A 19,064-nucleotide genomic window follows, 5' to 3' on the forward strand; every position below is an offset into this window, starting at 1 on the left:
AGTAATAGAATTTAAGTGGCCTGATTATCAGCGAAGAAGTGAAATTTAAAAAGTAAAAAGATCAAATAAATAGTGAAAAGGAAAGCGTTTACACTTTCCTTTTATTGTTACGAGTAAAACTTATAGATTGTTTGGCTATTCCACGCTGTATTTGCAGGCAAAACACCTTGGTTTTCATGCCATTCTGGATGATTAGGGCCATCTGGGAAATATTGTGTTTCTAATGCCAATCCTGAGTAATTGCCGTAATGGCGACTCTTTCCTTTTGTTCCTACCAAAAAGTTGCCCGTATAGAATTGGACAGAAGGCATGGTTGTAAAGACATCCATTTTGAGCTCACCCTCAGGTGCAATAACGGTTGCAACAGGGGTTTTATCTTCAATCACTTTTTTATCTAAAATAAACGCATGATCATAGCCATTTGCGGCTTTTTGGCACTCATCTACCATAAAATCAAGGCCAATACGTTTTAATTTTCGAAAATCAAACCCTGTTCCTATTACGCTTGCAAACTCACCCGTAGGAATATTGCCTTCACCATTTTTCAAATAATGAGTCGCACAAATTCTTAAATCATGTTCAAGTGCTGTGCGCTCAGTATGTTCGCCCGCAAGATTGAAATAAGCATGGTTAGTTAAGCTTAATGGTGTAGTTTTATCACTCATCGCCTGATAATCAATGCATACTTCATTATTATTTGTCAGTGTATAGGTTACACTTACTTTCACAGTACCGGGAAAACCTTGATCGCCATCATTAGAAATTAGTGAGAAAGTAACAGATTGAGAAGATTGCGCAGTGATCCCCCAGCGTAGATGGCTAAAGTTTTGCTTACCACCATGTAAGGTATTTTGGCCTTCATTCGCACTAATTTTATATTCTTGACCTTCTACTACAAATTTAGCCCCTGCAATGCGATTAGCAAATCGTCCAACCGTTGCGCCTAAATATGCTGTTTGTTGTTTATGGGCATTCATATCCGCAGAGCCTAATAACACATCTCGACGATATCCATTAACCGGTACAATACAAGTTAACCACGTTGCACCAATATCCATTAAAGAAATAGACATACCAAAACGATTTTTAAGCACCACGACTTGTGCAGGTTTTCCATCTAATGCAGGTTGTGCTGTCATTTGGTCAGGTTCAAGAAAACGAAGCTCATTAGTCGCCATTATTTTGCCTCCGAATAGCCCGCTCCTTGGCTTGCAGAGCAGACATAAATAGTTTCTTTTAATCCTGTTTTAGCTTCGTATTGCGCCTTAACAGAGTCAACGACTTTATCAACTAAATCTGGTGTCACTAATGCTACGACACAACCACCAAATCCACCACCCGTCATTCTTACTCCACCACGATCACCAATCACCGATTTCACGATTTCAACCAATGAATCAACCTCTTTGACTGTGATTTCAAAATCATCACGCATTGAGTGATGTGATTGCATCATTAGCTGACTCAATGTGGTTAAATCACCACGGAGTAAGGCTTCTGCGGCGTCTAATGTACGGCTGTTTTCAGTAATAACATGGCGTGCCCGACGATAAACCACATCACTCATTAATGCTTTTTTAGCTACTAGATCCTCTAATGAGGCATCTCTTAATGCAGTCACATTTAAAATATGAGCGGCCTCTTCACACTGTTGGCGACGGGTATTGTACTCACTATCAACTAAGCCACGCTTTTTATTGGTATTGATAATCATCACAACCATATTTTCAGGCATCGTTACGGCTGACGTTTCTAATGAACGACAATCGATTAATAGTGCATGATTTTCTTCACCACAAGCCGAAATAAGCTGATCCATAATGCCACAGTTACAACCAACAAATTGGTTTTCTGCTTTTTGGCCATTTAATGCAATCTCTTTTTGGCTAATAGGTAACTGATAAAGTGTTTTAAGCGTTTGGCCAATGGCAACTTCTAACGCAGCAGAAGAACTTAATCCTGCACCTTGAGGAACATTTCCAGATATCGCGATATCCATACCATGAAAAGAGTAGTTATCTTTTTGTAGAAAATGAATAACACCACGAACATAGTTAGCCCACATTTTATTAGGTAAAAACTCAATACTGTTATCAAGGTTAAATTCATCAACTTCATTTTGGTAATCAACCGCAATGACACGAATAATGTTATCTTCTCGTTTTGCTGCGGCAACGACCATTTGATAATTAATGGCACAAGGTAAAACAAACCCATCATTATAATCAGTGTGCTCACCAATAAGATTTACCCTACCAGGCGCTTGAATAAAATGTGTAGGTGCGTAACCAAAAATAGATGAAAATGAACGAGTCACATTATTAATAAGTGCCTGCATAATAAATCCTTAGCTTAAAATTAAGTAATAAAAATCCCACCACAACATTATGTAAATAATGAGATGTTTGATTTAATTTATTTCGTGCGCAAAAAGCAGATTAATTAAAATACCTTGCTATATCGCAGGTCATTAACGTTGCTCTTTATAATGAATGTCACTTAATTGACGTAAATTATTCGCAGCTTGTTCTGGCGTTAGATCTCTTTGCGATTCCGCCAGCATTTCATATCCCACCATAAATTTTCGTACAGTGGCTGAGCGTAATAATGGTGGATAATAAAGCGCATGTAATTGCCAATGATCGATATTTCTATCATCTTTAAAAGAAGGCGCAAAATGCCATCCCATGGAATAAGGGAAAGAACAGCGGAATAAATTATCATAACGACTTGTTAATTTTTTCATGGCAATAGCAAGATCATCTCGCTGAACACTATTTAATTCACTCATTCTACGAATATGTACTTTAGGTAATAACATCGTTTCATAAGGCCAAGAAGCCCAATAAGGTACTATCGCCAGCCAATGCTCTGTTTCAACGACAGTGCGACTTGTATCTTTACATTCAGCATCAACATAATCGATTAATAGATTGCGCCCGTATTTTTCAAAATAAGCTTTTAATTGCGTATCTTTTCGCGCTAATTCATTAGGTAAGAAATCACTCGCCCAAATCTGTCCATGAGGATGAGGTTGAGAGCACCCCATCGTTTCTCCTTTATTCTCAAACACTTGAACCCAAAGGTATTCTTTGCTGAGTTCTTCTATTTGGTTATCCCAAGTATCAACAATTTTACGTAAACTACTGACGGGTAATTCAGGAATAGTTTTTCCATGATCAGGAGAGAAACAGACGACTCGACTAATTCCTCTTACTGCTTGAGTTTGAAATAAAGGATTTGATGAGGGCTCAACATAATATTCATCTTGTAACAACGCAGAGTGGTCATTATTAAAGACATACGTTCCGGTGTAATCTGGATTTTTATCACCAGAGACTCGGGTGTTATTCGGACACAAATAGCAGTGAGGATCATAAGAGGGAAATGTCGCAATCTGAGGCTTTTCATCTTTGCCATTCCAAGGTCGTTTCGCTCTATGTGGTGAAACTAAAATCCACTGGCCAGTTAGCGGATTATAACGACGATGAGGATGTTCAACAGGATCAAAAATCAGTTTTGACATAACCTTCTCTCTTATTTATTCAAGATTATCTGAATACTTAAAATCTTATTTCAGATAACCATTTGGGTTTTGTAACTGCCAACGCCAAGCATCCGCAGCCATATCATCAATTGAACGAATAGCTTTCCAGTGTAAATCTTTCTCTGCTTTTGCAGGGCTTGACCAACATTCTGCAATATCGCCAGGACGACGAGCTTGTAATTGATAAGGGATAGGTTTACCACTAGCTTTACGAAATGCTTCAATCATTTCAATCACACTAGTACCGTTACCTGTTCCCAGATTATAAATATGTAAGCCCGCTTTTTTACCTAACGCATTTAATGCTGCTATATGACCATCAGCCAGATCCATAACATGGATATAATCACGAACACCTGTACCGTCTTTTGTTGGGTAATCATCACCAAAGACAGCCACTTGTTCACGACGACCAATTGCCACTTGAGAAATATAAGGGGTTAAATTATTAGGAATACCTTTAGGATCTTCCCCCATCGTACCTGATGGATGCGCCCCTACTGGGTTAAAGTAACGTAGCAAACTAATAGACCAACTTTCATCCGCAACAAATAAGTCAGATAAAATGCGCTCAACCATATATTTACTGGTGCCATAAGGGTTAGTTGTGCCCCCTACTGGCGAATCTTCAGTAATAGGAACAACTTGAGGATCACCATAAACTGTCGCAGATGAGCTAAAGATAATGCTTTTTACGCCCGCATCACGCATACAACGCACTAGCACCAATGTGCCATTAACATTGTTGTCATAATATTCAATTGGCTTCTGAACAGATTCACCAACCGCTTTCAATCCCGCAAAATGAATAACAGACTGAATAGAATGCTTAGCAAAGATTGATGCCAATAACTGGTCATCACGAATATCACCGTTATAAAACAGAGGGCGTTTACCTGTTAGGGCTTCAACACGGTTAAGGACTTCTTCATTCGCATTGCTAAGGTTATCTAAAATAATTGGTGTCATGCCTGCTTCAATCATTTGTACGCAAGTATGACTACCGATATATCCCATACCACCTGTCACTAATATTTCCACATTCACCTCTTTTGATTCAATTCAACGGAAAAGCGCAAGACGGTTTCTGTTCACTGACACAGAGTTTAGCAAGATCAATCGAATCATTTCGTGATCAAACCGACATTTAGTGTAAACGTTTACACGCTTTTCGCACACACTTAAACTTTATAAAAATCTTAGTTTAGAATTACATTACAGTATGTTAATAAAATACGTAATACATCCCACCTCTTCATCACTAAAAATAATACCCATTTAAAGTAAACGATTACAGCCCAATCAATTAGTTAATTACATGATAAAACTGACATTCAATACGCTTTATCATACCTTATTAACTTCCCTGCTAATATGTTTAAGCGGGGTAAGAACACTCTCAATAAAATGCTTACAGTTTAATAAGTGTTTTATTGAATAACTTAATAAGTGTTTTATTGCATAGATAGTCTAAATAATTCAAGTCACAGCTAGGCGGCAAGTGAATGAGTCGCTAGGAGCATACATTAGTATGTGACTAGTGCGAATGAACGTAGCCAACAACGCTGTGGCTTGAAGTATGACGAGTATCGAAGAATGACGAGTATCGAATGGAGAACATAATGAAGCCGATTGTCTTGCTCTACCAAGATCTTCCTGAAAAACTGTACAAAAAACTATCTGATTTTGCTGATATCAAACAATTTAAAACGCTCTCTTTAGGATCTGATAATTTTCGTTCCGCACTTGCCAATGCTTCTGGTCTACTCGGTGCTGGTGGCAATATTGATGAAAACTTTATTAACCAAGCCCCTCATTTAAAAGCCGTTTCAACAGTTTCTGTTGGCTATGATAATGTTGATGTTAATGCACTCACCAAACGTAATATCAAACTAATGCATACTCCAACCGTGTTAACAGATACCGTTGCAGATACCATGATGGGATTAGTACTTGCCGTAGCAAGACGAGTTCCTGAACTTGCTGATAATGTTAAACAAGGTTTATGGGTTAAAGGTATCACTTCTGATTGGTACGGTACTGATGTTCATCATAAAACCATGGGTATTATTGGTATGGGCCGAATAGGAAAAGCTTTGGCACAACGTGCACATTTTGGTTTTAATATGAATATTCTTTATCACTCACGTACAGAATATACAGATGTGAACGATAAATTTTCTGCAAAGCATTGTTCTTTAGAAGACTTATTACAGCAATCTGATTTCGTCTGTATCACGTTACCATTAACACCAGAAACGCATCATTTAATGGGTCAAAAACAATTTTCGATGATGAAACCTGATGCTTATTTAATTAATGCAGGACGTGGCGCAGTGGTGGACGAATTAGCACTCATCAGTGCATTAGAACAAAAAGAGATCGCTGGTGCTGGGCTGGATGTTTTTGAAAAAGAGCCTCTATCTTCATCTTCACCTTTATTAACAATGAAGAATGTCGTCGCTGTTCCGCATATTGGCTCTGCAACAAAAGAGACTCGCTATGCGATGGCTGAATGTGCAGTAGATAATCTAATTGCGGCACTGAGTAATAATATAAAAGAAAACTGCGTCAATTTCTAAAGTGGTAAATAGCGCTTTTTGAGATACAAAAAAAGGTAATGAAAATCTATCATTACCTTTTTTATTAGATACTCAAATAAGTTTAAGCGGGATCAACGTGCGCCATCACACTCAGGATCTGTTTATTTTGCAAAACCTTATTACGTGCATTTACAACAATCTCATGACTTTCACTGACAGTGAGTTCACCTTTGATTTCAAGGTGAACGTCTACAAGTAAATAATCACCTGAACGACGAGTCTTTAAATCATGAACGCCTTGCACGCCCGGTGTTGAAACCAGCATCTGTTTAATCTCTTCTAGCGTTTCTTCATCTGCCCCTCTGTCCATTAAATCTTGCAGAGCTTGATAAGTAAAACGCCATCCCATACGGCCGACAAATAGTCCGACAATTAATGCTGCTAATGGGTCAAAAAATTTAAATCCAGCCAAACTTCCGATAATACCAATTGCAACAACTAATGAAGAAGCAGCATCAGAACGCGCATGCCAAGCATTTGCAACTAACATAGTTGAGTCCACTTTTTTTGCAACCGCAAGCATATAGCGGAATAATCCTTCTTTAGCCGCTAATGCAAGTAAAGCCACATATAAAGCAACACTATGAACTTCAGGAATAGTAGATGGATCTAAAATTTTATGAATGGCAGAAAATACCATTCCGACACCAACAATTAATAAAATAGTCCCAAGAATAAGTGATGCCGCATTTTCATAACGAAAGTGCCCATAAGGGTGATCCGCATCAGGTTGTTTCTGACTACCTTTATTGGCAATTAAAACAACAAAGTCAGCAATAAGATCAGAAAGCGAGTGAATACCATCAGCAATTAAACCTTGAGAGTGTGAGAAAAAGCCCACTGTAATTTGCCAAATGGATAAAACGATATTGACAAAAACACTCACTAACGTGCTTTTTTTAGCTGCCTTAAATTTTTCAGACTGTTTATTATCAGCCCGATCCAACTCAATATCATCAATGTGATTATGTGTCATAATAATAATCTTATTTGGTTTTAAATAGCCTACTCTATTGCCATAGATAAATAGAGTTCCATAGGTTATTTCAGGTTCCATAACTCATTGGTGAGGATAAAGGACGACTCTGAATAACAATCCAGTTTAGGGACTAAGATTGCTGTCCAGACATCATATTGAGATGCCATTGCCTATTAATATGCCATATTTAAATCTTTCTGTCTCTTATTTTTATCAATAAAATCTTATAGATACAAAACAATAATATAATTGATAATCATTCTTTTATGCATTTTCTATTTTTAATGAAAAAAATAAAAGTTTATTTTTAATGCGACATTATTAATGTGCTTTTCTGTCAACAAGTTAAGGTATATAACTTATTTTTCATTATATTGTTAATATTATTTCAGTCTGTTTTTAATTTTTAATGCTTAATAATGTAAAGCAGTAAATAATCATTCTCACTCTTATTTAAAACACAGATCACAGCTATTTTTTACTATTAAGCGATAATGGTAAATATTTTAAACTAACGCTAAGTGAGGTTTGTAATGTATAAGAAAATCCTAGTTCCCATTGATATTTTAGAAGATGAACTTTCTCAGGAACTAATCGCTCACATTGAACAAATAGCAAAGGTGGGTAAACCTGAGATCCACTTCCTCACCGTTATTCCTAATGCTGAACTTTTCTTTGGTATCGAGTTTGCTGCGATTCCTGAAAAATTCAAAGATTCTTCAGAACGTACTCGTCTTGCTTTTGTTGCGCTACAAGAAATGATTAAAGATGCAAAAATTCCTGATGAGCAAATTGTATGTAATGTTGGCGTTGGTAACGCAAAAGATGAGATTTTAGAATATGCCCGTCACATTGATGCTGATTTAATTGCGATTGCTTCACATAGACCTAATGTTTCCTCTTATTTATTAGGCTCAACAGCGTCATCAATTGTACGACATGCCAAAATGTCAGTTTTAGTTATTCGCTAATATCCAACTAAAATAACAACAAAGCCCTTTGTCTCAATAACAAAGGGCTTTTTAGCGAATGATGACCTATTCTAAATAAGGTTATCTATTATTTTTTAACTGAATCTTGAGTCGTCTCAGCTGCAGACCAAATACGATATTTTACATCAACATCTTTAGGTGCATAAACTACGATAGGTAATTTGCTGTTATAACGGATAAAGGCATCTGATCCCATATTTGCCTGTACAAAGGCATCTTTTTTCGTATTGTCAGCACATCCCATCATTGTTGACATTGGGCCATTTAAATCGCCAACAACATAATAGCTATAACCCCAACCTTCTAAATTCTTTTCATCTAAATCCGCACCAAACCACTGATGATTGCAATCTACTTTCAGTTCTTTACCAATAATTAATTCAACTTGGTAATTGCTTTCATTATCTTTTTTCTCTAACTCGATAACATGACGAACTTGATTTTCTTGAACCTTAGGATAAGGTGCAACTTTATCTAAACTGTCAGTAGCTTGTGCACACGCAGATAAAGACATTGCTGCTACTAAAGATAATATTACTTTGTTCATCACTCTCTCCATATTTACAGCGAACACTTCGCCGTTAACAAAATTATTCAGATGTTTTTATTACTCGTTATCCGAATACTAATATTTTTAGTGTTTGAATGCTAACATCTTAGTAAATAATACTATGAGTGGATAATTCTGAATGTTTTAAAAAGAAAAATCACGTTTTTTCATGAAATGTAAATTTGTGATGCTCTACCATGCAGATAACCAATCTATGATTATACTGAAATAGAGACCCAATTTCTTTTCATAGGAGGTTATATGTTCTCAGATCAACAATCCCTTGTTTCTCAATTAAGAAATAGTGATCCCCGCTTTGAAGCTCTCTACGATAAACATCATCGACTCGATCAAGAAATTGCTAAACTAGAAGGTCCAAACGGAGCTGGCTATAACGATGAAGTTGCCAAACTAAAAAAAGAAAAGCTTCATCTTAAAGATGAAATGCAAAAAATACTTCAGCGAAGTGAAAAATAAGGCTCTTTTTAAGCGATGATATAATGTCATCGCTTTTTATGATTAAAAACAAAGATACCCTCTCATAAAGATGCATAATTAATATATCTTTTATTTTTTAGGGTACTCAATATGTCATCAATACATGGTCATGAAGTTTTACAAATGATCCTTTCTTCAGAGACTGCATTTACTAAAACATCGCTAATTGATGCTATCCATAAACAATTCGGCAATGACTCACGTTTTCATACGTGCTCAGCTGAAAATATGACAGCGACTGAATTAGTTGATTTCTTAGAAAGGAAAGGTAAATTTATTCCAGCAGAGGGTGGATTTACAACGAGTGAAAATAAGATTTGTCATCATTGATAGATATACAGTTTTAAAGCCCGATTGCCAGTGATTTCCTTTTCTATGTCATTGGCTTTTTATATAAACAAGTAAAAAGCCAATTCATTCTGACAATCGTAATTACTTTATTTACTAAATTTTTACTGCACTTTATTCATCGTCTGTTTGCAACCAACCATCATCTTCCCAAACGCTTTGAATAAGTTCCATTATGTGTTCATGCTTAGTTTCATCTTTTATGCCAGTGACTTGAATCGAGTTCATGCTACTAAAGGCAATACGAAACTGCATATCTGGATATTCTGGAATGATCTTTTTTCTCAGTTCGTGTTCTAAGAGCGGAAATAATGAGTCGGTTATCTTAGATTGTTTATTAAATAAAATTTCCACACGCATTGGTTTCACCATTTAAAGGCAAATAGACTGTATATAAATACAGTATTATATTCTAAGAAAAAAGAAAAGTCTTTTTGACAAAATTTTTTATGATTACGCATTAAATAATATTTTAGCGTCTCTATCGGCTTAATGATAAGATGTATAATAAATGCAACATATTACTAAGAGAGGAAGATATGTCAGGAAAAAGAATAAATCGTGAGAAAAAAACCATTCAAAAAATGGTGCACCTTTATGCTCATTCGCATCCTGAAGCTGACTCAGATTATTATCAACAATTAATCAATTATTCCTATAACCGATTAGATAAATGTCGCTATGGTGAAGATAAACCGGCCTGTAAACAATGCCCTATTCATTGCTATCAACCAGCCAAACGAGAAACGATGAAACAGATCATGCGATGGGCTGGTCCAAGAATGTTGATTTATCATCCAATTTTAGCAATACGTCATCTTATTGATGATAAAAAACCCGTTCCTCCTCTTCCTGAAAAAAAACGGTCTATTCGTTCGACTGAAAAATAAAATCAGACTTCTTCAAGCGATATAGAACATGCTCAGCAAGAGGATGTGCTTTATCTAATGCTGGATGAAAAAAACTATCAGATTGATACATACCTAGTTTTTGCATTACACCTTGAGATGGAAGGTTTGAAACCGCAGTAAAAGCAACAACCTCTTCTAATCCCAACGTTTCAAACGCATATTTAAATACAGCTAAAGCCGCTTCATAGGTATAGCCTTTTCGCCAAAATTTTTGCGCAATCCGCCAACCAATTTCTACGCAGGGATTAAATGGCAAAGGCGCTGCTGGAATATTTAACCCCACAAAACCAATAAATTCTTGAGTTTCTTTTAATTCAACAGCCCACATTCCCCATCCATTTTGCTGAATAAATTTTTCGCGGATAGTCTCAACCATATTATCACTTTCTAGTTGAGATAAAGTGCAAGGAAAGTAGCGCATCACTTCAGGTGAAGAGTTGATTTCAGAAAAAAATGGCGCTTTATCACTCTCACGCCATTCTCTTAGGTGTAGTCTGGGAGTATCTAAATTCATCGTTATTCTCTATTTATATAAAATTAAGACAATAGCGATAAAATAGGATAAGCAACGAACAATGAAAAGAAAAATGGTACTTTATTTTTTATTTTCTTTTAGTTGGTTTTCTACTGGAGTAGCAACTTTATCTTTATTTGCATTAGAGCTCTCTTTTATTGAAACAACACGTTGTTGAGCAACTGATTTGGCTTGATGTTCAACTTGCTCTGATTGGCCAGTAAAAATACCACCACGCTTAATAGACATACTGCCACAACGACTAGTACCACGTAATTCACCGTGTTCTAAGATATCTAAATTATTTGCAGCACAGATGCCTTTTACAAAACCATCAATAATAATATCAGGTGCTGTTAATTCACCTTCAACTTGTCCGGCATGCATAACACGAATAACGCCATCTTTGACATTAATATTGCCGGCTACTTTACCCCAAATTTGGATATCGCCTTCAACATTAATATCGCCTTGGAATACCGTTCCTTTTGCAATAATCGTGTATAGTTTTTGCTCTGGCATCGGTTTTTTCTCTTCTGTTATTACTGGTGCAACAGGCTCTGCTGCTTTTGGTGTTTCAGTTTTACGACTAAACATAGCGGCTTTTTTTAACCTCAACGTCATAGAATAAATAATAATGCTAAAAATTAGGATTAGAATAATCAAAAACTCGCCTGCCATCTGATAACGCCAAAAGGCAATTAAGGCAAGAGTCCAAATGATCCATATCCCGCTGAATATAATATTTCGCAGTGTTCGCTTATTCTCCATAATTAGCTATATCCTTACCTCCCTGACAATAAATACACTTATGCATTCACCATTCTAATAAATAGATGACAAGCATAATGCCAGCAATAAGGCTATTATTACCTTTTAGTTTTTTGATTTGTTCCTTGACCAAAATAAGATTTAATTAAATTAAATGATAAAATCACTATTTTAATAATTTACGTTCGATGTGAATAAATCGTGATGATTACCAGTCTATTTAGATAAATATTTTTCATTAAAAATTAACACTTTACATTCTATTCCATATTTTCATAAAAAATCATTCAAATAAATTTATCATTCAAAATATCATTTAATCTAAATCTTGATAAAAAAATACGATAACATCATCACAATACCAATAAAAATAAAATTAAAACAAAAAGTAAATAGTGATTTTTTTTTTACATTTTATTTTTTATTTTATAATTTAGTGCCTACTTCATATAAAAGAAAAATACCGTTATGGTAACAAACGTTAATATCACCACGGAAATCAATTTTTTCATTCAATTTTAATCTTCTTTTTATTTATATTTCACACTCTTTTTTTAATTTTTTTATAACAATAAATTTTCATATTTATTACACAATAACTTTTTATAATAAAATTAACATTAAAAATGTACTTATTATTTTTTTACACTGTAAAGAGAGATAGTTAACAATAACTCATTGTTATACAATCTCTTTTTTATAAAAAACATAAAATGTAAATTATTGATTACATTCTAACATGTACTATTAGCTATCACCTTGAAAAAGAATTTATTCGTATTTAATTTCTTTTTGCAATTTATAAGGAATGTCTTTAAATTAACAAAATGACTTATCTTAAATCAGCAAAACAAAATGCAATGCCTAATATCTAAAAAAAAACCACATCAAATTGAAGAAAATAATCTCTTTTTTATTTTTAATAGCACTCAATAATAAAGAAGTATTTTTATAAATATTCTTCTATTTATTTTTATAAAAATACAGTGATAATTATATAATAATTTTGGGCGAAACATGAATACAATACAATATGAAAAAAACAATCAATATGATTGTGCTATTCAGAAAAAATCTTATTTTTATCCACAATACCAAATACTAGAAAATGAACAAAAAGCGCTTTTTCTTATCAGAAAAAATGCACTCATATTGCAAAATTGCACTGATACAGTAACAGTGAGTGATAACCAAGTTCTTTTTCTACAACAAGGTAACTATACAATAAAAACACAAGGTGCAGAGCCTACCGATATTATTTGTATCCCACTCTCTGATGATTTTTTAAGAGATTTCATGTCTAAGTACAATGAGATCTTGTGCCAAATAGAAAGAGACGAAGAGTTTTCAAGTGCCTTTATTTGTTTTCAAAATTCACCTCTTATTCAATTTTGTAGTAATGGCTTTGAATATCTCACTGTTCAATCTTGCCCTGAAGCCTTCATACAATTACGTATTGAAGAGCTTTTAATTCTATTACTTTCAACTGAGCAAGGTTCTGACTTAATGGCGTTATTGCGCCAACTTAGCCATCGTCAAGTTGATCGCTTAAAGATTTTTATGGAAAAAAATCATTTAAAAAACTGGAAGCTTAAACAATTTGCTCGTGAATTTGGTATGGGATTAACTACGTTTAAAGAGCTTTTTAATCATGTTTATGGTACTTCACCAAGAACATGGATTTGTGAAAGACGCATTATCTATGCACACCAACTGCTGCTGACCACTGAAATGAGTATTGTTGATATTTCAATGGAGTCTGGCTTTTCAAGTCAGTCTTACTTTACACAAAGCTATCATCGTCGTTTTAATATGACACCAAGTAAAGCGAGAAATCTCAGATCAAAATTATAAAAAATCCGACTGAATATCATAATATCTAAAAGTCATTCATAGTTAGAATACTTAAAATTTGTTCTTATGAGTGAGTTGTATATCGTGATAAAAGAAAATACATATAGCACCAAAGTCCATTATTATGACTATTTAGCCTTACTGAAAAAAATAATGGCACCCAACAATGAAGAAACTGTAGATAACTTGTTTGATCTACAGTTTTCTTTTCATTCTAATGAAAATATCGTTACTGCATATGATGTTAATGAGCAACAAATAAAAATACTATCCCGTGTTTTGTGCCGTGAAAGCTTAGACAGTTTATTACAGTCCACTTGGTTTTTACGAAAGAAATACTGTTTTGTTGTTATATCTAAAGAAGAAGTACGTGATGTTATTGGTTTTGCACATACATTTCATGCAGAACAGCCACATTCAACAATAACACCAGCAGATTGGGATAAATCATTAAGAGCAACAGTCAATATCAATGAACATATGCGCTTAATTCAAGCCGTAATAAAACCGCTTTTTATTTGGTGGGCTCAACACATTACTCCCCAGCTTTTTACACTTTATGAAACTAAAAGAGAGCTCGAACTTCAAATTAAACAGTGTGAAAATATTAAGTCATTTGAAGAAAAGCAACTATCAAATAAAAGTGATCCTTTTTTATCTTTAGATGATATCAATATTAAGCTTAATGCGGATAAAGTCAGACTAATTGTTATCAATAACTTATTACAGAAAGATATCCAATTACTCCTCGATAATTGGAAAAGTGAACCTATCTTTAATGTTGAAATAAATAACACTCTTGATTACATTCAAAAAACAACGCCTAGTTCTGAACTAATAAAACCATTATGGGAGATTTTAAATAGCATTCCAGAACATCCTGAAAACTGCCAGAAATTAAAAAATTGGCTACTAGAAAGAGAACTTTGTTTAAAAAACGATGAATTTTTATGGCAATAATAAAATATCAGCTCTTCATTTTTTATTCAGAGAAGAGCTGATGTTACCTATTAATTATTTTATTTAATATCTAAGATCTCAATTGTCACGATGGACATGGATTCTGGTGGCACTTGTCCTGGTACACCATTCTTCCCATAACCGCCACCTGGTTTTATATAAATTTTGGCTTTACCATTGATACCTGCTTTTGCAATAAAGGTATTCAGTGGTAATGGCAATTGGCGGTAAGGTAAAATAAGTGGCTTAGCTTTATCATAATTAAGAGTTACAGTACCGTCAGTTAACTCTTCATGCATTGTAAATACAACGGTTTTACCTGCAATTGAAGCCACAGGCTTACCCTGTTTTAATATTTTAAAGTAGGTATTATCGTCATATTGTACGTAATTCTGTTTTTGGATCTCAGATAAAATAGATTTATTACGCTGGGCGTTATCTTTTCCTATAATTGAATAGGCATAAGCAAGTTGCCCTGCAATCATTTGCCCTTCACCTGCCATTTTCTCAAGCTGCTCTTTTAGCGTTTTATTTTCTTTTAAAATATTGTTAGTGTCTGTGTTAACTTTCGCTAATTCAGCATCTTTGGCTTTAATTTGCTCATTTAATTTAGCAATAGATTCTGTTTGTTGTTGCTTTAACGTACTAATTTGTTGTGCATTCTCTGTATTTTGTTTTTCTAATTGTACTTTTGCTTCAGCTAATTGAGCACTCAATTTATCCGTTGTATTTTGCTTTTCAGTGAGTTGTTTTTCTAACAATGCTAAAGTTTTCTCACTCTCTGTTTTGCTCGTGGTGACTTGAGCTAATGCAATATTATTCTCTTTAAATTGTGCATCTAATGTTTGATATTTATTCGATAGCTCACTTTGTGCTTTCTCCAATTTAGCTATCAGATTATTTTTATCAGTAATTAAATTTTCAACGGCTTTTTCACCCGCAGATAAACTCTTCTTCAAGTCAGCGAGTTCCGTGACCTTGTTATCTAGCTGTGCTTTTAATTCTGGGATCGCTTTTAGTTTTTCGTCTACTTGCTCTTTTTGCTGTTGAACAGCTAAAAGCGATTTATTAAGTTGAGTTTGTTCCTGATTACTTTTTTCAACTTGTGTTTTTAGTTGTGCTATTTCTTTGCGTTGCTCCTCAACAAGTTTGCTATTTGCATCTTGCTGCTTTTCTGCTTCTGCGACTTTCAATGCAAGCTCTTTAGATAAATCTTCACGTTCTGATGTGATCTTCAATAATGTGCTTTGTAATTTATCTATCTCTTTTTTCGCAGAGTCATCTTTTAGCAATAGTTGAGCCTGTGCAAACTGAGTCTGCACATCTTCTTTCTCTTTCTTTATCGTTGCTAATTGATTTTGTACATCTAAAAGTTGTTTAGTTAATTTTTCTTGCTCAGTCGTTATTGTTGATAACGAATTTTCTAATGTTGCTATCTCTTTATTTTTGATTGCTTCTAATTTAGCTAACTCTTGCTCTTTTTGCTTACTGTTACCACTTAGTAACTGCTGAGATTCGATATACTGAGCCTGTATAACTTCTTTTTCTTGTTCAATTTTCGCAAGTAGTGTCTGTTTTTCATTTAATTGACTAATTAACTTCTCTTGCTCTACTTTTATACTCTCAAGTGAACTTTGTAATTTATCAATCTCTTTTTTAGCACTATCATCTTTTAATAGAGCCTGAGCCTGTTGATACTGAGACTGTAATTGCTCTTTTTCTTGCTCAAGCTGAGTATATTTCGCCTCTAAGGTTTTAAGTATTCCCGCTTGTTGCTCAAAATCTTGTTGCTGTTTTGCTAACTCTGTATTTTTTACTGTTGTTGCCTGTAATACATTCTCTTTTTCGGCTAGTTGCTTAACTAACAAGTCACGTTCTTTTTTTATTGTTTCTAAATCACTCTGTAGCTTAGCAACAGCCTGTTTTAACGTGTCATCAGTAAGTAAGGTATTCGCCGTAGCTAATTTTTCTTCTGTTTCAGCCAGCGTTAATTCGAGTTGTTTAATTTGGCTATTTGCATTGTGAAGTTTTTCTAAATGCTCTTTTGTTATAGCTGCCTGCTCTGTGTATTTTTGATACAGAGTTTGGTATTTACTTCTTGTATCTGCTAAACGATTTAATAGCTCTTTATTAAAAAGAGGTTGTTTATGATCAAGTACAGAGCGATTGAACTGATATGCAAAGTGGAAAGGAATGGCCGTAACAGAATAAAATGTTCCTGGAATAACATCTAACAAGAAATTGTCATTACGTTGAGGCCTTGCATAACTCTCTTTTGAATACAGAGCTAATGGGTTATAAACCGTTGCATTATTTCTGTAGCTATAACGATTAAGATCCTCTGGTGTAAATTGCGGTTTAATCGGAATAAAAGAAAGCAATGGAGTTAAATAACGAGTGTAGTCACTCTTTAATTTTGAATAATCAGCAGGTAACACAGGGCAATTTTCTGCCAGCGTGATATCAGGAGTCTTAACAGGTTCAACTACCTGATTATCTGTTTTAGCTGGCGTAGAAGGTTTAACTCGTTGCTCTGGTTTTGTTTGTTGAGTCGCTGTGGTGCGGTTTACTCCACGATTAGCCTGACCGGTTCTCGTTGACGATGAAATTGTAGCAGATGTTTTAGGCTCAATTTTAATTGGCTTTTGTGTTTCAAAATAACGGTCAAAATCTTCAATAACAGAATTAAACTCATTATTGGCAAACGACAGTGTTGGAAACAGCATAAAAGCGAGACAAACACTCTGCTTTAATTTCATAGTAATTATTCACCTAATTTTTTTAATGTCGAATTAACTGACATAATCGACAAATAGCGAACTTTTGCACATAAAACTTCTGTTTTTGATTCAATACTCATTTTTAATAAATCTAAACTATCTTTACTTGCTGTACCTTGAACACTACGGTACATCGCATTGATTTCGCTAATTTCTTTAAATGAGCTCATCATGGATTGATAATCAGATGGAGAAAAAGTTTTTAAAGAATCAAGTTGTTTGATACAAGCACTTTGCGGTGCCAGTCCCAATTTTCTTGTATCTACGCCACTATCAGCAGGCTCTGCAGCTGGTGCCATAGAAAGCGGTTGTGCAACAGCCGCTGGTTGAGTAGTTGCTACAGGCTGTGTGGTTTGTACTGGCGCTGGCGTTTCAATTGGACGAGAGTGATCAGTCCACGCACACCCAGATAGGGCGAGAACGCTGGTTGCCATAAATACAGCGAGGACATTCTTTTTATTTTGTAATAAGGACATCATTTTTCCTTAATTCCGATCAGACTTAAATAAGAGTATATGAGTTGTCGCATTTTAAGCCATTTTATTATAATTTTCTATTACCTACTGCATACTAAATAAATAGGCTAACACTCTTAGTTGCAATGAGTGTTCCTATCATTTCATTTATTTTTTCTTAAAATACTACTTTCATCACACTAAACGCATCAAATCTTGAATATCGGATTTATTTAGTAAAATGTTGTCATATAAACTGATCGTTTTTTATATTGATGAAATAATACCAGATAATAATAAAAATAATAATACCAATTTTATCATTTATTTACGTAATTTACGTGTAAAAAACACTCTTATATTTTGTTGCTGTTTTTTAATACCAAGATAAAATCAAAAAATGAATATCTAATATAGGCTTTGGTATTCATTTTATCCTTCAAAATAGGAGAACTAAGATGAGTCATTTTAAAATTGGTATCGTTGTCGGTAGTTTAAGAAAAGATTCGTTTAATAAACAAACTGCACATGCCTTAATTAAGTTATTTCCTCAAGAATTTACCTGTCAGTTTATCGATATTAGTGCTCTCCCTCTCTATAACCAAGACGATGACAGTCATACCCCCTCTTCTGTTGTCGATTTCAAACAACAAATAAAAGCATGCCAAGGCATCATCTTTATCACCCCTGAATATAACCGTTCAATACCTGGGGCACTTAAAAATGCTATTGACCAAGCTTCTCGCCCTTATGGAACGAATGCTTGGGATAAAATTCCAGCAGGTATTATTGGGGTTTCAACGGGTAATATTAGTACAGCAATAGCTCAACAACATTTACGTAATTCGTTAGCCTTCTTGAATATGCCGACCCTAAATCAACCAGAATGTTATCTAAAATGGTATGATGGCATGGTTGAAAACGGACAGTTTTCAGAGAAAACGGCAACTTTTATGCAAAACTGGATTGATGCCTACGTGGCTTTTGTGAAGCAAAATAATCAATAATCAAATAAGCTAAAAAGAGCTTCATGTAAAAACATAAGCTCTTTTTCTTTTTTATCATAAAAGTTAATATAATTTATTTGGTTATAATATTCTTGTTCACTTCGCTATTAAACATCATGAAACAAAAATAGATTATCATTAAAAGACATGTTTTTTATTATCACCATTAAGAATTTTTTATTATATAATCAAAAATAAAGGAATTTAAATAGAACCAGATCCGAGATCAATTTTAATCATTTATCTTATTAGCCCCAAGGTCAGAGAATATCAATAAGGCTTCAACTTACTACCA

The 19,064-nt window shown here is 34.4% G+C and carries 19 protein-coding genes; 8 read left to right on the plus strand and 11 right to left on the minus strand.

Annotated elements, in window-relative coordinates:
* Nucleotides 1-107: 107 nt before the first annotated feature.
* The 4 genes from galM to galE form a co-directional block, all read right to left on the minus strand.
* Nucleotides 108-1,178, minus strand: coding sequence for a galactose-1-epimerase (gene galM / locus GTH25_RS12445; RefSeq protein ID WP_164530606.1), 1,071 nt, complete (start codon nucleotides 1,176-1,178; stop codon nucleotides 108-110).
* Nucleotides 1,178-2,338 carry a galactokinase gene (gene galK / locus GTH25_RS12450; protein WP_156733787.1) on the minus strand — a complete coding sequence of 387 codons (1,161 nt, stop codon included), beginning with the start codon at nucleotides 2,336-2,338 and terminating at the stop codon, nucleotides 1,178-1,180. Before galK ends, galM begins: the two co-directional genes overlap by 1 nt.
* Before the next feature lie 132 nt (nucleotides 2,339-2,470).
* Nucleotides 2,471-3,526, minus strand: a complete 1,056-nt coding sequence (locus GTH25_RS12455; protein ID WP_159363473.1) for a UDP-glucose--hexose-1-phosphate uridylyltransferase — start codon at nucleotides 3,524-3,526, stop codon at nucleotides 2,471-2,473.
* Between the two features lie 45 nt (nucleotides 3,527-3,571).
* The gene (gene galE / locus GTH25_RS12460) at nucleotides 3,572-4,588 is read right to left on the minus strand and encodes a UDP-glucose 4-epimerase GalE (RefSeq protein WP_075670902.1); all 1,017 of its coding nucleotides are present in this window, start codon (nucleotides 4,586-4,588) and stop codon (nucleotides 3,572-3,574) included.
* Nucleotides 4,589-5,169: 581 nt separating this feature from the next.
* Between galE and ghrB the strand changes: the two genes are divergently transcribed.
* On the plus strand, nucleotides 5,170-6,129 hold the full coding sequence (gene ghrB, locus GTH25_RS12465) for a glyoxylate/hydroxypyruvate reductase GhrB (RefSeq protein ID WP_099659338.1): 960 nt from the start codon (nucleotides 5,170-5,172) through the stop codon (nucleotides 6,127-6,129).
* A gap of 82 nt (nucleotides 6,130-6,211) precedes the next feature.
* On the opposite strand, the gene GTH25_RS12470 is transcribed toward ghrB, so the two are convergent.
* Nucleotides 6,212-7,126, minus strand: a complete 915-nt coding sequence (locus GTH25_RS12470) for a cation diffusion facilitator family transporter (protein WP_075670950.1) — start codon at nucleotides 7,124-7,126, stop codon at nucleotides 6,212-6,214.
* Nucleotides 7,127-7,662: 536 nt separating this feature from the next.
* Between GTH25_RS12470 and GTH25_RS12475 the strand changes: the two genes are divergently transcribed.
* Entirely contained in the window at nucleotides 7,663-8,100 is a 438-nt protein-coding gene (locus GTH25_RS12475; RefSeq protein WP_036934874.1) for a universal stress protein, read from the plus strand.
* 88 nt (nucleotides 8,101-8,188) lie between these two features.
* On the opposite strand, the gene eco is transcribed toward GTH25_RS12475, so the two are convergent.
* Entirely contained in the window at nucleotides 8,189-8,668 is a 480-nt protein-coding gene (gene eco / locus GTH25_RS12480; protein WP_164530607.1) for a serine protease inhibitor ecotin, read from the minus strand.
* A gap of 264 nt (nucleotides 8,669-8,932) precedes the next feature.
* Between eco and GTH25_RS12485 the strand changes: the two genes are divergently transcribed.
* Both GTH25_RS12485 and GTH25_RS12490 read left to right on the plus strand, forming a co-directional pair.
* A complete protein-coding gene (locus GTH25_RS12485) occupies nucleotides 8,933-9,148 on the plus strand; it encodes a DUF465 domain-containing protein (protein ID WP_006533649.1) in 216 nt (71 codons plus the stop codon).
* 111 nt (nucleotides 9,149-9,259) lie between these two features.
* Nucleotides 9,260-9,499 (plus strand): YecH family metal-binding protein, encoded by a 240-nt coding sequence (locus GTH25_RS12490; protein WP_023581559.1) that lies wholly within the window; start codon nucleotides 9,260-9,262, stop codon nucleotides 9,497-9,499.
* A 132-nt stretch (nucleotides 9,500-9,631) separates the two neighbouring features.
* On the opposite strand, the gene GTH25_RS12495 is transcribed toward GTH25_RS12490, so the two are convergent.
* Entirely contained in the window at nucleotides 9,632-9,877 is a 246-nt protein-coding gene (locus GTH25_RS12495; RefSeq protein WP_036934877.1) for a DinI-like family protein, read from the minus strand.
* 179 nt (nucleotides 9,878-10,056) lie between these two features.
* Between GTH25_RS12495 and GTH25_RS12500 the strand changes: the two genes are divergently transcribed.
* The gene (locus GTH25_RS12500; protein ID WP_075670896.1) at nucleotides 10,057-10,407 is read left to right on the plus strand and encodes a nitrous oxide-stimulated promoter family protein; all 351 of its coding nucleotides are present in this window, start codon (nucleotides 10,057-10,059) and stop codon (nucleotides 10,405-10,407) included.
* Here the strand turns inward: GTH25_RS12500 and GTH25_RS12505 are convergent.
* Together GTH25_RS12505 and GTH25_RS12510 are read right to left on the minus strand one after the other, a co-directional pair.
* Entirely contained in the window at nucleotides 10,385-10,942 is a 558-nt protein-coding gene (locus tag GTH25_RS12505; protein ID WP_075670894.1) for a GNAT family N-acetyltransferase, read from the minus strand. The genes GTH25_RS12500 and GTH25_RS12505 overlap by 23 nt on opposite strands.
* Nucleotides 10,943-11,023: 81 nt before the next feature.
* Nucleotides 11,024-11,539 (minus strand): bactofilin family protein, encoded by a 516-nt coding sequence (locus GTH25_RS12510; RefSeq protein WP_159363476.1) that lies wholly within the window; start codon nucleotides 11,537-11,539, stop codon nucleotides 11,024-11,026.
* Between the two features lie 1,191 nt (nucleotides 11,540-12,730).
* Between GTH25_RS12510 and GTH25_RS12515 the strand changes: the two genes are divergently transcribed.
* Entirely contained in the window at nucleotides 12,731-13,567 is an 837-nt protein-coding gene (locus tag GTH25_RS12515; protein ID WP_075670890.1) for a helix-turn-helix transcriptional regulator, read from the plus strand.
* 84 nt (nucleotides 13,568-13,651) lie between these two features.
* A complete protein-coding gene (locus tag GTH25_RS12520) occupies nucleotides 13,652-14,527 on the plus strand; it encodes a T3SS regulon anti-activator ExsD domain-containing protein (protein WP_223673490.1) in 876 nt (291 codons plus the stop codon).
* Nucleotides 14,528-14,586: 59 nt separating this feature from the next.
* Here GTH25_RS12520 and GTH25_RS12525 read toward each other — a convergent pair whose 3' ends face one another.
* On the minus strand, nucleotides 14,587-17,286 hold the full coding sequence (locus tag GTH25_RS12525; protein ID WP_164530608.1) for a sugar transporter: 2,700 nt from the start codon (nucleotides 17,284-17,286) through the stop codon (nucleotides 14,587-14,589).
* Nucleotides 17,287-17,291: 5 nt separating this feature from the next.
* Nucleotides 17,292-17,783: a YuaE family lipoprotein gene (locus tag GTH25_RS12530; RefSeq protein WP_223672376.1), complete on the minus strand. Its 492-nt coding sequence runs from the start codon at nucleotides 17,781-17,783 to the stop codon at nucleotides 17,292-17,294.
* Nucleotides 17,784-18,220: 437 nt separating this feature from the next.
* Here GTH25_RS12530 and GTH25_RS12535 point away from each other — a divergent pair, with 437 nt between their 5' ends.
* The gene (locus GTH25_RS12535) at nucleotides 18,221-18,769 is read left to right on the plus strand and encodes an NADPH-dependent FMN reductase (protein WP_075670882.1); all 549 of its coding nucleotides are present in this window, start codon (nucleotides 18,221-18,223) and stop codon (nucleotides 18,767-18,769) included.
* The last annotated feature ends 295 nt before the right edge of the window (nucleotides 18,770-19,064 follow it).

Source organism: Proteus terrae subsp. cibarius (assembly GCF_011045835.1).
GTDB classification, from domain to species: Bacteria; Pseudomonadota; Gammaproteobacteria; order Enterobacterales; family Enterobacteriaceae; genus Proteus; species Proteus cibarius.